Origin of the sequence: Reichenbachiella agariperforans, from assembly GCF_900142205.1 — a bacterium.
GTDB classification, from domain to species: domain Bacteria; phylum Bacteroidota; class Bacteroidia; order Cytophagales; family Cyclobacteriaceae; genus Reichenbachiella; species Reichenbachiella agariperforans.
This window is the reverse complement of sequence record NZ_FRAA01000007.1, coordinates 239,969-254,918: the sequence shown is the minus strand read 5'-3', so window position 1 is coordinate 254,918 and position 14,950 is coordinate 239,969. Positions and strand designations below refer to the sequence as shown.

Sequence of the window (14,950 nt, the reverse complement as noted above, 5' to 3'; positions counted from 1 at the left end):
ATTGGGGTGAGTTGCTCGCGTCTGTATTTATGATCCTGAGACCAATCTCGGTTTGTCATGTTCCAAATGCCACTCGTGAATTGCCTCTTCGTCTATACCCGTCTGCCATACGTACACGACCTGAAGTGCAGGTAGTCTGCGCAAGTGATCCATACTACTCACCGTGACTCCCGTACCATACAGATTGAGTTTCTCCAAAACAGGGAGTCCTGAGAGTTGTTTTATTCCTGCATCAGTGATTGCATTGTTACTCAATTTTAAACTTCGCAAATTCGGGTACCCCGCAAAGTGCACTAAATATTCATCGCTAAGTCCACTGTCGTCCATAGCCAGCCAAACGACATGCTCCCTGACCTTATCTAGCGCATCGAGATAGCGCATGATATCAGAAGGGTTGGCTTTGCCAGACGGCAAAGTCACATCTAGCGCATAGCTACCAGCCGCCAGTTCGCGCACCTCAAACCCCATCAGGCGCAACTGCTCTAAATCCTTGGGCGCAATGGAATCCAACGCCAACATTTGTTCCCCATCACCCGATAAGCCCAGGTAGTGACTGGCAGCCGTCATCACTTCCTCGGGTACTTCCACTTGAGAGAGCAGGGTGTCGAAGTTGGCTCCTGCCCCATCAATCCAAAATTTAATCAATAACTGTTGCTCCTCGGTCAAGGGCTCTTTGCCCTCTGGCGGCATGATGTCGTCATGACCCGCAGGCAGGCTGATCCGCTTGAAAAGCTCGCTAGCTGAGGCATCTCCTGCTACGATCAAGTCACCGCTTTCTCCGCCTTTCAGGTATTCCTCTATGGAGGAAAAAGAAAGTTTTCCCTTCTGCTTTTCGCTGCTGTGGCAACTCATGCAACGATCCCGCATGATTGGATGTATTACATCACCAAAAATTTGTGCTTGTTGGATGTCGGTCACCTTCGGCCTGGCCAGTGGATCGACTGGCTTAGGGATGAAAGGCGCATATTTGGTCAGATAGTCCGACCCGTGGGTCATGTTTCCGCCCAGGTGCCCAGTGGCACTCATGGCGATCATCATCACCGCCAGCAGGCCGAGGTAGAGCTGGGTCTGTACTTTGGTAAAATCCACCCAACGCGTCTTGAGCAGCAGTGCCGCTGCAGCAACCCCCATCGTGATGATCCCCGCCCACATGTGTGCGTCGAGCATATCGGGTGCATAGTCGCCGCTCGTGCCGAGCATGTAGCCCAGCACACTGGCCGCTACCGCACTGGCTACCCCGAGCAGCAATGAGAATATAATAGCGGGGCGGACGTTGGACAGCCAGCCGAGTCGCTCGGCGACCTCCATCAGTGCTCCGATCATCAAAAAACCAATCGGCAGGTGTACGATCAGCGGGTGAAACCGCCCGAAAAAGAGTATTAAGTTTGATTCTTCCATTGTTCTTTATGCTATGCTACTTCATCCACCCCCCAAGGATTTAAAACCCTTGGAGGCCTTTTTTCAACTACACCCGCTCCAGCTTGAGTGGCGCGGTTTTATTCGCGTTCCATTGGCAGATGTAGAGGTTTTTGTCCTCATCGATGCACACGTCATGGCCATGCAATATTGGCTTTTCGGGCAACTGGTAACTAGGCTGTAGTTCTCCCCTTTTGTACTCCGGTGCGGTACCGCCGGGATTGGACACTACCTTGTCGCCCTCCAGTACCGTCACAAATCCCGTGTGTAGGAGCCAATTGTAATAGCCATTGGCCTCTGGTGACGACCAGCAGACGCCAGTGTACAGGTTGTCGTCATCGATCACCGCGCGGCACATAAACATATTGTTGAGGTAGACCTTCTTCACGAATTTTCCGTCAAGGGTGTACCACTTGTAGGTGCTTTCGTTGCGTGACGAGCACACCACCATGGGCTGCTTCGGGTCGCGTAGGTCGAGGGTCACCCCGTGGGCATTTTTCAGGTTGTAATTCGGATCTTTGTTGTCATGCCCACCCCAGTGGCGGATGTACTCGCCACGGCTGTTGTACTGGATAATGTAGTCCATGCCATAGCCGTCCGCTACATAGATGTCGCCATTGGGTGCGACGGCCACCTCCGTGGGACGGAATGGATCACCTTCCTTGTAAACCCCGATCGTCTGCGGATGCCCAATATCGAAGATCACCTTGCCATCGACAGTGGTCTTGGCTACCCGACCATTGTGTGGCGTCCACTGCCCCTCCTTGTTGAGAAACCAGCCTGAGTCCGTCAGGTAGAGAAAATCCTCCTCACCCTCCTGTGACAAAGTGAGTCCATGCCCTCCTGGATAGGCCGTGCCCCAATAATCCAGCAGTTTGCCCGACTTGTCAAAGATCAGGATGTTGTTCTTAGGATGGTCACCCATCATGATCAGTCGCCCCTTGCTGTCCATCACCATCTCGTGGCAGTTGAGCAGAGGATTGCGCACGGCACTGAGCTGCGCCCAATCGCGTACGAGTTTGTATTGGTAATCTCCGTGCCCCAAGATCAGCTCCGGTTCGGCGCTCTTGGTGATCACGTTGAAGCTCATCGACGGCAGAGCTGCTGCCAGTCCAGCCACCAGTGAAGTCTTCTTGATGAAGTTTCGTCTTGTTTTCATGTATATGTATCAACATCCCTCCAAGGGTTCAAAACCCTTAGAGGGTTAGTTATCTAACTCAAAATATCTTTGACCACATGTCCGTGCACGTCCGTCAAGCGGAAGCGGCGCCCCTGATGCTTGTAGGTCAATCGCTCGTGATCCACTCCCATCAGATGCATCATCGTCGCATGAAAATCGTGTACATGTACTGGGTCTTTCACTACGTTGTAGCTGAAGTCATCTGTCTCTCCATGCGTATATCCTGCTTTGACTCCTGCTCCAGCCATCCACATGGTAAAGCACTTTGGGTGGTGGTCACGTCCATAATTGTTGGGTGTCAGCTGTCCCTGAGAATAAACCGTACGACCAAACTCGCCTCCCCATACCACTAAGGTATCCTCTAGCATTCCTCGTTGCTTGAGGTCTTTGATCAGGGCTGCTGTCGCTTGATCTGTGGTCTGACACTGATGTTTGATTCCACCGGGCAGATTGAGGTGCTGGTCCCACCCTCTGTGATAGAGTTGTACAAATTTGACGTCCTTCTCTAGCAAGCGACGCGCCATCAGGCAATTGGCGGCATAGGTCCCAGGATCACGACTGTCCTTGCCATACATCTCAAAGATATGATCTGGTTCGTCCGACATGTCCGTCACTTCGGGCACAGAAGTCTGCATGCGGAAAGCCATCTCGTACTGTGCGATACGTGCGCTAATTTCTGGATCGGCATACGCCGAATGTTGCACTTCGTTGAGTTCTTTGAGGTACTTGAGCATCTCCCCGCGATCCTGTTGGTCATAGTTTTCAGGGTTGGTCAAGTAGAGCACAGGGTCTTTGCCTGAGCGAAACTGCACCCCTTGATGCTCTGTAGGGAGAAACCCATTGCCCCAAAGGCGAGAGTAGAGCGGCTGCCCTCCACTATTTTTGGACACCAACACGATGAACGAAGGCAGGTTCTTGTTGTCCGAACCCAATCCATAACTCATCCACGAACCAATCGATGGTCGCCCAGGCAATTGATGGCCCGTTTGAAAAAACGTAATCGCAGGGTCATGATTGATCTGCTCGGTGTACATCGATTTGATGAAACAAAGATCATCGACCACTTCTGCGGTATGTGGCATCAACTCACTGACCCAAGCACGAGACTCCCCATATTGATCAAACTTGTAGGCTGACGGAGCAATAGGCAAAGACGACTGTTGCGCACTCATGGCTGTCAATCGCTGACCCTGGCGTACGGATGCAGGGAGTTCTTTGCCAAACATATCGACCAATTTGGGCTTGTAATCGAAAGTCTCAAACTGCGAGGGACCTCCACTCTGAAAGAGATAAACCACTCGCTTGGCTTTGGGAAAGAAATGTGGCAAATCGCCCAATCCCCCATCAAAAGTAGGGGATGTAGCATTGGCAAAAAGCCTTTCAGCTCCCAACAATGACCCGAGTGCCGCTGCTCCCAATCCCATGGAGGTCTTGGTCAGGAAATTGCGACGGTCCATTTTTCTTTCTACTTTCTGTAAATCCTTGTTATTGGATCGTATTGGTTTATGATCACACATGGTTTTATCTTTTTGTTATCGCTGCATCTGAATTAATAATCGCACTGGCTACCACCGCATTGGCTACCACTGTAGGCTGATCCAAATCGGTCTGCACGACATATTGCCCTGCTTCCAACCAACCTTTCATCTTGTCTGGATTCTGAGAAAACTTCTCCAATTCGTGCTCCCGGAGACGGAGCAAAATGGCGAGTTCTTCTTCCTTGATTTCTCGTCCCGTCAACGAGACAAAAGCGGATCGTATCCCCTGCTCTGCACTGTCTGCTTGTGAGATCTCTGCACCTATTTTTTTAGACATCTCTACATAAGCCGGATCGTTGAGCAGTACCAAAGCTTGCAGTGGTGTATTGGTTTTTTGTCGTCTCACCGTGCATTCGTTTCGATCAGGCTGATCAAAAGTCCCCTGCGTCGGAAGCGGCACACTACGCTTCCAGAAGGTGTACAAACTTCGCCTGTACATGTCACTACCACTGTCAGGCACATAGGTATTGGCATTCATTTGCCAGAGGCCCTCTGGCTGATAGGGTTTGACACTCGGGCCACCTATCGTATCGTTGAGTAGCGCACTCGCCAGTAGGGCATTGTCCCGCATCATTTCGCTAGTCAGCCTCGCATTAGGCCCGCGAGCCAAGAGGACATTGGACGGGTCTCGCTCACGTAGCTGGGCATCACAGTAGGAACTTTGGCGGTAAGTGGACGACATCACGATTTTCTTTTGCAGCGCCTTGACATCCCATCCACTGTGCATAAAATCCAAAGCCAACCAATCCAGCAATTCCATGTGACTCGGCATCTCACCTTGATTGCCAAAATCCTCCGTCGTACGGACAATTCCTCGCCCAAAGTAGTTCTGCCAATACCGGTTGACAGCTACACGTGCCGTCAGTGGATGCTCGGGCAAGAAAAGCCACTTGGCCAAGCCCAGACGGTTGCGCGGCAGACTATCTGGGAACGGCAAGATGCTCTCGGGTGTATTGGGAAATACCTCCTCACCATACGCGCTGTACTGTCCCCGCTCCAGAACATAGGCTTGACGAGGTGTTTCCATTTCCTTCATCACCATAACCTGCTTGACGGGTTCTACCTCCTCGTTGAGTCTGCTACGCTGAGCCATCAATTCCGTCTGTTTGGCTCGATATGCCTTTGACTTTCTATAAAAATAATATTCTTGTAGGATGGCCTTTTCCGCCGCCAACAGGTCTGCAGGAGCCTTGCTCAGTATTTGATCCAACTGATCGCTCTCCGCCAGTGCCGCTACTTCCAAAGCAGAAAGCGTACGGTCAAATACGGCCACTTCATCTGCACGACCCTTTCTCAACCCAATCCCCCGCCAACGTGCACCGATCATCAAACCTGGCTCCATCGGCTCAGCATAGATTTGGTCTTCATAGTCATGAAACAGGATGTCCTTGTAGAGATTATCAATGTTCACCTGGGTGACCAACTCCCTCCCATTCATATAGAGACGCAATCCCTCCGCCCGACTCGATCCATCGTAAGTCATGGTCAATTGCACCCACTCCTCCTTGGGCAGCTCCACTTGACTTACTTCCTCGATGGCATTGTCTGGCCATGTATGTGCCATCACCATTTCAAGTTTGTTGTCTTTGAGATACAAATGATAGCCCTTCTTGCTGTGCAGCATCACGGCGATGTTTTTGTGAAAAATCACGCCCTCCTCCACAGAGTCTGGTACATATACCCACAACCCAATGCTAAAAGGTTCGCTGCGGTCGTAGATGCCTACGGGTTTCAGATCCAACCAAGCATCCCCATCCAGATCGATGGCCTTGCCTCGCTTGCCCGCTGCGAATGTCGCTGGCCCTGCCTGCTGATACATCAATCCCATCTTGCCCGACTGTCCACTGATTTGATCCATCAGGTTGTGATCCAAATCAAACTTGGCCACAGCCCCTTTTAGCAACTCCTTCTTGCTGAGCTGAGTGTATTTCCCTTCCGCTATCCAAGCGTTGACCTCTCCAAGTTCCTTTTCTTTGGCCTCTGCCAAACCCTCTTCGGATTGGTCAATCAATGACTCTACGTAACTAATGATCTCTTCTTGTTCTTTGGTAGGTACAAGTATGTTGGGTACAGGAATATCATCAGCGTCCCACGAGATTTGTCCCGTTTCATTGATATTGTTGAAGAAGGCAAACAATTCGTAATGGTTCTTTTGGGAAATCGGGTCGTACTTGTGATCATGGCACCTGGCACAAGCCACGGTGAGCCCCATCACGCCAGTACTCAATACGGCGGTACGGTCCGCCACATACTCCACTCGAAACTCCTCATCCACGATACCTCCTTCGGCATTTTGAGGATGCAGACGGTTGAAACCCGTCGCGATAATCTGTTCGCGCGATGCATCAGGGAGCAAGTCCCCAGCCAACTGCCAAGTCAAGAACTGATCGTAAGGCATGTTGGCATTGAATGACTCGATCACCCAATCACGCCACGGACTCATGTCACGGTATCGGTCGATCTGGTAGCCATGCGTATCTGCATAGCGAGCCAAATCAAGCCAATCCACCGCCATCTTCTCACCATAGTGCGGAGAGGCCAACAACCTATCGACTTGTTTTTCATAAGCATCGGGTCGCTCATCGCTCAAAAATGCCTTTATCTCTTGTGGTGTAGGTGGTAAACCTGTCAAATCAAGCGATACTCTGCGCAAGAGCAACTCCTTGTCCGCTTGTGGAGAAGGGGTCAAGCCTTCCTGCTCCAATTTAGCACTGATGAAACGATCGATGGCATTGGTCGCCCACTGTTGTCCCCTGGCAGGTAACGCTACTTCCTTAGGTGCCTCAAATGCCCAATGCGGTTTGTACACTGCGCCCTCTTCTATCCATTTGACCAAAATTGCCTTTTCATAAGCCGTCAGTTTCAGGTTAGATTCGGGGTTGGGCATGATCACTTCTGGATCTGAACTCAAAATACGATGAGCCACCTCACTCTTGGCCAAATTCCTTGGCACGATGGCATACTTGCCTGGTGACTCTGGGAGTTCCGCATAGGCTGTAGCTGCTTCATGCAATTGTAGCCCTGCTACTATCTTCCCCTTGTCTGGTCCGTGACAAGCAAAACACTTGTCCGACAAAATAGGCTTGACATGAACGTTAAAATCCAACTCTTGGGGCAGGCTTTGATAAGCTACGGCGACTTCTTCGGGCAAGTCTGGCTGACAAGCTGACAACCCGATGATCACCAAGATATATCCACACATCGTACGCCATAGGTTTTGTAATGTATTTGTCCTCTTCATGCTTTGAAAATTCACTTTTCACTTTTACAATTTGACTATCCCAAAGATGACATCATCAGCCTACCAAGCCTAATATTCGATATAGACTCCATATAGACAGAAGCAAATTTTAATCTATCTATATTGCTTCAAAAATGCATTTCATGCAGTTTTGAAAAGGTTTTCACTCGAAAAGACCAAATGACAAGACAAATAACACATAGACTCTGCTTGATTTTTTTGTTAGCAATAGGATGTAGGTCTGCACAGTCCAGCAGCAGTACAACTGCTTCGGATCTGCCCCTTCTGATCACACCCATATTCATTCAAAGTCAAATGGGAGACAGCACCACTACCCAACAAGAAAACCAGATACGTGAATGGCTAAAAAAAGGGGACACCCTGCAAGCCATACCTGCTCTCAATAAGCTCGCCATGCGCTATAGCAACCGTGTAGACTACAGTCAGGCCTATGACTGCTACTGGCAAGCGCTCCTGCTGGCAGAACAGGTCGGTGACAAACGTACCCAAGCAGACTCCTACAACGGACTGGGAATCCTCTACAGTCTCTACGAACGAAGAGACGCCGCTCTGGACAGCTACCTCCAATCCCTCACCATCAACAAGCGATTACTCGCTACGGGTGAAATTGACTCTCTCAAATTGCGAGACAACTATTTCGCTTTAGCGATCCATTTTAGATATCAAAACGAAGTGTCTCTTGCCAATGCCTACCTTGACAGTTGTGAAAGTATCCCTCTAAAAAGTCCTTATGCCAATACCCTAGTCAAAGCCGAACGGGCCTACCTCCTGATCCAATCGCACCACTATCCAGAAGCAGAAGCACTGTTGCTTCCTCTCCAAGCAGAGCTCACAGACTTCCTTCCTTCCTATCTGGTGATCTATCACTCACTACTTGGCGACTTGTACGTTGCGTGGGAGGCTTTCGCCAAAGCACAGACGCACTACCAGCTGGCACTCAACTCCGCCAAAACCCATTTGGCACACCTTAATTTTGTCCCCGACACCTATTTCAAATTGTCCAAGGTCATGACCGTCCTGCAAAAACCCACAGCAGCCAACACCTACATGCAGACAGCGTATGCACTCGACCAATGGCTCTACAGTGCCAAAAGTCCCAACAATCACTTCCTATTGGAAATCAAAGACAAATACCGCGAAGAGCAAGAGCGCCAAGCACAAATCATACAAGAACAACGCCTCCGACAATTGGAACAAGAAGAGTATATCTGGATATTGAAAACCGTCGTGCTCGTAGTGACCCTCGTGCTCGTGGGTTTTGCGGCGATCGTTTGGACCCGAAAAATCAGAAGAAAGCACAAACTGGAGCGCACCGCTCTGCACCTGCGACAACAGCAGGAACAAGAAAAGAACCAGGCCATTTTGGAAGTCAAAAACAAGGAACTCACCAATACTACCCTGCAAATCATCGCCAAAGACGAACTACTTTCGGAGGTCAAAACCCAACTCACCACTCTCCAAAAAGAAGGGCATTCGCCAGAAATACGTAAACTCATCCAAACCATCCAACTCAACAAAGACCAAAGTTGGCTTGCCTTCGAGAAGCAATTTGCAGCTGTCAATAACGACTTCTTTGACAAACTGCGAGCGCAGTTTCCTGAACTCAAACCCTACGACCATAAGATTTGTGCCTTGATCAAACTGGATTTTTCTGGCAAGGAAATGGCACAACTCCTCGGAATCTCAGCAGAAAGTGCCAACACCTCCCGCTATCGCCTGCGCAAGCGACTGGGACTAGAAAAGGGTGATAATCTGAAGGAGTTTATCGACAAAGTTTAGATTTTTCACCCAAGCATGCTTTGAGTTGACCCCTCAATTGACGCATAAAAATGACCCTTGTCGAGTATTTGTCTAGTGGTCAAAAAACAAGAGCAACACTAAACACCATACTTTTACTGTATCAAAACCTGACACCTAAATTTAAAAAAACGAAAGATCACAGTACTCGTAGAAAAATGAGAAAATATTTAATCGCGCTTACCTTAATTACACTATCCACTTCGCTACTATCCGCTCAAGACTGGGCAAATATCCCTGTTCCTGCCGAGGCGGGTCTAGGCAACAAGTGGGTTTTACAGTCCAACGCTTCGGATGATTTCAATTACACCTTTGATGAGGCAAACCAGCAAACGAATTTTGGAGATAACAAGTGGTACAACTTCTACCACAACCATTGGAATGGACCAGGCACTACCTACTGGCAATACAACCATGTCTCAGTCGACGGACATGATTTGGTCATTCGATCGTCTCGCAATCCCAGCACCTCCAAAATGGGTGTACCTGGTGTCAATGCAGGTTGTATCACATCCAATCACCGCGTCAAATACCCCGTCTTTGTCGAATCAAATATCAGTGTGGCCAACATCACGCTCGCTTCGGATGTTTGGCTATTGAGCCCAGATGACACGCAAGAGATCGATATCATCGAGTGCTATGGAGGTGCCCAGAGCAACAACGACTTCTTTGCGCAATACATTCACCTGAGTCACCATTCTTTCATACGCAACCCCTTTCAAGACTACCAACCCCGAGACCGCAACAGCTGGTGGGGAACCGATGGAGTCACCAGCTGGGGAGAATACTGCTGGAATGAAGGGGATCGTACCTATGTGCGCGTAGGAGTCAACTGGATAGGTCCCAAACATTTCGAGTACTACATCGACGGAGTATTGGTCCGTGTGCTGTATGACAAAGCCTTTGCTAGCAACATCAATGGCACTTGGCACTATACCTACCCTAGCATGACGGACGGTCAATTGGATTTTGAAAACGGCTATCAAAAAGTAACTGAATATGCCACGGGAAGCAGCTATTCTTTTGCTACACTGAGTGAAGCAAGTGCGCTCTCCAACACCAGCGTCATCGATCCCTACGACTATCAAAATGGACAGGGATTCACCAAAGAACTGGACATCATCATCAATGTCGAATCTCAAGATTGGCACGTAGAAGCTGGACGAACACCGAATGATGATGACCTCAGTGATCCAGACAAAAACACGATGAAAGTAGATTGGATCAGAATCTACAAACCCATAGAAGACCCTGATTTTGTATTGTCCAACAAGGACGAAGGACTGGGCTACCAAGTCTACCCAAACCCTGCCGACAGTAACCTCTACCTATCTGCTGATAGTCAAGTCATCCGTAAGGCGACAATCTATGACCTGAGTGGTAGAGTACAACTACAAATCACTCCAAACTCCCAAAAAACCGACATTCCCTTGTCCGGATTACAACAGGGAACCTACCTCTTGCGAATTTGGACTGCTGACGGTCAGAGCACCACGGAGACCTTTGTCAAAAGGTGACGTTTGGACCAAAGACCAACCGTCCATCTGCTACTGTCCGATCACTGTATTGTGTGATATAGAATCGTATCACTCAAAACTCAAAAAAGCGACAAGGACAAGGACAGCCCTTTGCTTCACTGTCATATAATCACTTTTGATCTTGATGATAAGCATCCATCCTATCCATCGCATCTTTTTCATATTTGCGTTTCAGTTGCCATTTAGGTCTATCTAGCGTGCATTCCCAGTCGAACAATTGCTTGTACATGTCGCGTACTTTGTCAGGGTATTGATTGGCCAAATCGTACACTTCGCTTTCATCTTTAGAAAGATCATACAGTTCGGCGGGACGATCTGGATAGCGCAACAGCTTCCAGTCACCCATGCGAATGGCTCCTCTATTTTCCTTCTTCCAATACAGTACCTCGTGGGGGCGCTCTTGATTTTCTCCACTGACATAGGGCTTTAAATCTACCCCATCCAACTGCTTCAATTCATCCACATTGCCTCCTGCTAACTGCACAAACGTCGGCAACAAATCAAGGGTACTCACCGGAAAAGGATAAGTCGTATGGGCAGAAATCACACCCGGCCAGCGCATCAGCATCGGGACACGAATGCCTCCCTCCAAGTGGTTGGCTTTCGTACCACTCAACGGAGCATTATTGGAAGCATTAGCGTCTGAGGGGCCGCCATTGTCATTGGTGAAAACCACCAGGGTATTGTCGTCCAATCCGATTTTTTTGAGCGCTTTGAGCACGCGACCACAAGCACGATCCATCGACAAAGTCATGGCTGCCAGTTGCTGTCGTTTGCCCGTAAGTTCTGGAAACTCCTTCAAGTCCTTGGGGTCAGCTTCCATCGGTGTATGCACCGCATTGAATGACAACATGGCGAAAAATGGCTGATCTCTATTGCGTTCCATAAAAGCAATGGTCTCATCAGCCAGGGCGTCCGTCAAGTACTCTTCAGACTCCTCAAAATTGCCAAAACCACGTTCCAAATAATCCTCTTGACGGTGATTGGGATGCTCCTCATTGTATTCGAAGTAGCTCCTCGCACCTCCTCGAAAACCATAAAACTCATCAAAACCACGCTTGGTGGGATGAAACTGATCGTCATTGCCCAAATGCCATTTGCCAAACAGTCCAGTACGATACCCCTGCTCCTTCAGATAATTGGCAACAGTCACTTGATCTAAAGGCAGCCCCATCATATCATCAGGCAAACAAGACTTACTCATATATCCCGGCACGTTATTTTCCTCATAGCCAAATCGTTGCTGGTATCGCCCCGTCAGCAGCCCAGCCCTGGACGGCCCACAAACCGCCGCTGATACGTATGCTTGTTCAAAACGCATACCTTCGGTGGCCAATTGATCCAGATTTGGCGTCTTGATCTCTTCGCTACCCTGAAATCCAAAATCTGCATAGCCTGCATCGTCTGAAAATATCAGCAGCACATTGGGCTGTGCATATACCGTCGGGCAAGTGAAATATAAAAAACCGAGCAGGCCTACCACTCGTATGATTCGCCTTAGCGATTTCATAGGTTGTCTTTCAATAGCTCATTCAATTCATTTGTCAATTCGGCTACCACTTCAGGGTTTTGTGCCGCGACGTTTACCTGTTCGCTTGGGTCATTGGCTACATGGTAGAGTTGTGGGATGGTATCCATTCCCCCTTCCACGTCCTTATCCTTTAGCCACGCGGGATAGGCTTTATCAGCAGGCACCGGAGCGATGTATTTCCAATCCTTGCTGCGAATCGCCATGGTGTATGCCTCTTCGAGCATGTACTTTCGCCCTTGCGCCGAGCGCCCAAGCATGGCCTCCATCTGGTTTTGACTGTCGCTCAGTTCGCTGTCTGCAGCCTGTACACCGGCCAGCGCACTCAAAGAAGCCATGAGATCCACTTGCGTGAAAAGTGCCTCTGACACGGCAGGCTGCACCTGTCCCGGCCAGTAAACGATCGTCGGTACACGCGTGCCTGCTTCGAAAGCAGAATACTTCCCCCCTCTGTATATGCCGCCAGGCAGATGATCACCTAGTAACTCGACGGCCTGATCATCATAACCATCATTGAGCACTGGGCCATTGTCGCTGGTAAAAATCACCAAGGTATTCTCAGCCAATCCCAAACGCTCGATTTCATTCAGTATCTGTCCTACTGTCCAGTCCATTTGCGCGATCGCGTCCCCTCTCACACCCATGGTAGAGGCTCCTTGAAACTGCTCATTGGGTAAGCGGGGCACGTGGATGTCATGAAATGAATAGAACAAAAAGAAAGGATCACCCTTGCTCTCCTGGATGAAATTGATCGCCTTTTGATTGAGCACCTCAGGAAACTCTTCGTCTACCCAAAGTGCCTCTTCGCCACCGGCCATGTAGCCTATGCGGCTGATGCCGTTGACGATCGTTTCGCCATGCTGACGATCCGCTCCATAGCGCAGCAACTCCGGATGCTCGTATCCCAGCGGTCGGTCGCCAATGGGCGCTCCATAGGACACACTGATCGGATCATTTGGATCCAAATTCACCACTTCATGATTTTCGAGATACACCGTGGGTACTCGATCACCCGTGGCAGGCAACAAATAGCTGTAATCAAAACCTATCTCCAACGGACCCGGCGATACCGATCCATTCCAATCAATGTTGCCATTGCCCAGACCCAAGTGCCACTTGCCAACTACTGCGCTGCGATACCCCGCACGCCCAAGTAACTTGGGCAATGTAATCTGAGCCGTATCGATCAACAATGGCGCATCACCGGGCAACACGGCAGCTTGATTGCGAAAGGCATATCGTCCTGTCAACAGCGAATAACGGGATGGCGTACAAGTAGAAGCCCCACTATGGGCATCTGTCATGCGCAAGCCCTGTGCAGCCAGTCGATCCACTACGGGTGTTTGCACGCCCTTGGCTCCATAGCAGCCAACATCTCCATAACCCAAGTCATCTACATAGAAGATGACGATGTTGGGTTTTTCCACTATCGTTCTTTTTTGCACTTGCTCTTGACAGGAAACCAAGCCCCCAACCACGGCGAGTAGAATAAATGTTTTGATGTATCTGTATTGCATCCTTCTCAATTTAATATCCAATCTTAATTTTCTGTGGTAGATGCTTTCCGATAATCAAAAAGTACACCCCACTGCATTGTGTCTCTAACCAAACGCGACCTTGATCCAAGTATCCATGCTCTAGCACCTGTCCCTCTCTACCGACGAGTTTCCAACTATCGGTCTCTTCTGCCCCCTTGACATGAATAGGTTTTCGATTCCTCACCCATGTCGGATACAACGCTACGTTCTCTTGTTCTTGCCGCCCCGCATCTGTTTGTAGTACTCGAAGGACAGTTGTCGTACCGTCAAAATCCGTTTGACTCAAACGAATATATTGTCCCCTCACTCCTGACACCAATACATGTCGATACGTCTTGGGTACATTGCTTGTTCCTCTACCCTCAACGACCACTAATCGGTCGTATATCATGCCTTCTTCAGAAACTTCGACGGTAAAGAATGCATTGTCGGTCTCAGAATACACAGACCAGAGGAGTGTATACACTCCACCTGCAAAGCGAAGCTCCATGGAATCGAACCCCACTGGCAGAGAGGATTGTGAACAAGCTGTACTACAGTCTGGGTTTGGGTCAGTCGACCCAAAGAAAACACCTGAATTGCTAGTCGTACCATCTACTTGTGCACTACCTGAGCCATCTACCGTCCCCATATTGATCAAGTCACTATCAAAAGACGCAGCACCATCTAAGGCTAGATTGCCTGTACCTTTGTTGTCGAAATTCCCAGAAAAACTAGCGACACCACTACTGAGCACAGTCACTCCACCATAATTGACTGAGGTCCCAGCTGTCTGCACCAGGCTCCCTCCATCGTACACCACCAGATGCCCAGTGGCACTGAGGTGCAGGTTTCCATTGAGAACAATTGTACCATAGAGATGGACATTTTGATACAAGTTCATCGCTCCAAATGACAACCACTCCAGTGATGCTCCATTTTCGACAGTAAGACCTCCCCCTCCTTGCACATTGACCTCTGCATTGACAGAGACCGCTGCTCCAGCCTTTATAGTCAAACTCCCTCCACTGATGGTGATATTGTCATAGGTTTCGTTCGTAGAAATTTCAATATCCATACCACTGGTCACATTCAAATCTGCTGCATACAGCACACTAGACCACAACATGAGTCCCACAGCAATTGCCCATATTCCCTTACTCCCTTTCATTAT

The 14,950-nt window shown here is 49.3% G+C and carries 9 protein-coding genes; 2 read left to right on the top strand and 7 right to left on the bottom strand.

Annotated features, from left to right (window positions below):
• Nucleotides 1-27: 27 nt before the first annotated feature.
• From BUB99_RS16690 to BUB99_RS16675, 4 genes are all read right to left on the bottom strand, one after another.
• A complete protein-coding gene (locus BUB99_RS16690) occupies nt 28-1,398 on the bottom strand; it encodes a c-type cytochrome domain-containing protein (protein ID WP_073124371.1) in 1,371 nt (456 codons plus the stop codon).
• A 67-nt stretch (nt 1,399-1,465) separates the two neighbouring features.
• Nucleotides 1,466-2,575, bottom strand: coding sequence for an NHL repeat-containing protein (locus BUB99_RS16685; RefSeq protein ID WP_139281064.1), 1,110 nt, complete (start codon nt 2,573-2,575; stop codon nt 1,466-1,468).
• Nucleotides 2,576-2,628: 53 nt separating this feature from the next.
• Complete coding sequence (locus BUB99_RS16680) at nt 2,629-4,113, bottom strand: DUF1501 domain-containing protein (protein ID WP_073124369.1); 1,485 nt, start codon at nt 4,111-4,113, stop codon at nt 2,629-2,631.
• A 4-nt stretch (nt 4,114-4,117) separates the two neighbouring features.
• The gene (locus tag BUB99_RS16675; protein ID WP_245816867.1) at nt 4,118-7,375 is read right to left on the bottom strand and encodes a DUF1553 domain-containing protein; all 3,258 of its coding nucleotides are present in this window, start codon (nt 7,373-7,375) and stop codon (nt 4,118-4,120) included.
• Between the two features lie 180 nt (nt 7,376-7,555).
• Between BUB99_RS16675 and BUB99_RS16670 the strand changes: the two genes are divergently transcribed.
• Both BUB99_RS16670 and BUB99_RS16665 read left to right on the top strand, forming a co-directional pair.
• Nucleotides 7,556-9,175, top strand: coding sequence for a tetratricopeptide repeat protein (locus tag BUB99_RS16670; protein ID WP_139281063.1), 1,620 nt, complete (start codon nt 7,556-7,558; stop codon nt 9,173-9,175).
• A gap of 176 nt (nt 9,176-9,351) precedes the next feature.
• Nucleotides 9,352-10,710: a T9SS type A sorting domain-containing protein gene (locus BUB99_RS16665; RefSeq protein ID WP_139281062.1), complete on the top strand. Its 1,359-nt coding sequence runs from the start codon at nt 9,352-9,354 to the stop codon at nt 10,708-10,710.
• Between the two features lie 130 nt (nt 10,711-10,840).
• Here BUB99_RS16665 and BUB99_RS16655 read toward each other — a convergent pair whose 3' ends face one another.
• Genes BUB99_RS16655 through BUB99_RS16645 form a run of 3 tightly spaced genes read right to left on the bottom strand, consistent with a single transcriptional unit; the run spans nt 10,841 to nt 14,947 of the window.
• Complete coding sequence (locus BUB99_RS16655) at nt 10,841-12,241, bottom strand: sulfatase (protein ID WP_073124364.1); 1,401 nt, start codon at nt 12,239-12,241, stop codon at nt 10,841-10,843.
• A complete protein-coding gene (locus tag BUB99_RS16650) occupies nt 12,238-13,776 on the bottom strand; it encodes a sulfatase family protein (RefSeq protein ID WP_073124362.1) in 1,539 nt (512 codons plus the stop codon). Before BUB99_RS16650 ends, BUB99_RS16655 begins: the two co-directional genes overlap by 4 nt.
• Nucleotides 13,777-13,786: 10 nt before the next feature.
• Entirely contained in the window at nt 13,787-14,947 is a 1,161-nt protein-coding gene (locus BUB99_RS16645; RefSeq protein ID WP_073124360.1) for a hypothetical protein, read from the bottom strand.
• Nucleotides 14,948-14,950: the final 3 nt, after the last annotated feature.

Bases quoted from the DNA above. Each gene is read 5' to 3' on its own strand.
- BUB99_RS16655 (WP_073124364.1), bottom strand. From the start codon at position 12,241: ATGAAATCGCTAAGGCGAATCATACGAGTGGTAGGCCTGCTCGGTTTT.
- BUB99_RS16680 (WP_073124369.1), bottom strand. From the start codon at position 4,113: ATGTGTGATCATAAACCAATACGATCCAATAACAAGGATTTACAGAAA.
- BUB99_RS16685 (WP_139281064.1), bottom strand. From the start codon at position 2,575: ATGAAAACAAGACGAAACTTCATCAAGAAGACTTCACTGGTGGCTGGA.
- BUB99_RS16665 (WP_139281062.1), top strand. From the start codon at position 9,352: ATGAGAAAATATTTAATCGCGCTTACCTTAATTACACTATCCACTTCG.
- BUB99_RS16645 (WP_073124360.1), bottom strand. From the start codon at position 14,947: ATGAAAGGGAGTAAGGGAATATGGGCAATTGCTGTGGGACTCATGTTG.
- BUB99_RS16690 (WP_073124371.1), bottom strand. From the start codon at position 1,398: ATGGAAGAATCAAACTTAATACTCTTTTTCGGGCGGTTTCACCCGCTG.
- BUB99_RS16650 (WP_073124362.1), bottom strand. From the start codon at position 13,776: ATGCAATACAGATACATCAAAACATTTATTCTACTCGCCGTGGTTGGG.
- BUB99_RS16675 (WP_245816867.1), bottom strand. From the start codon at position 7,375: ATGAAGAGGACAAATACATTACAAAACCTATGGCGTACGATGTGTGGA.
- BUB99_RS16670 (WP_139281063.1), top strand. From the start codon at position 7,556: ATGACAAGACAAATAACACATAGACTCTGCTTGATTTTTTTGTTAGCA.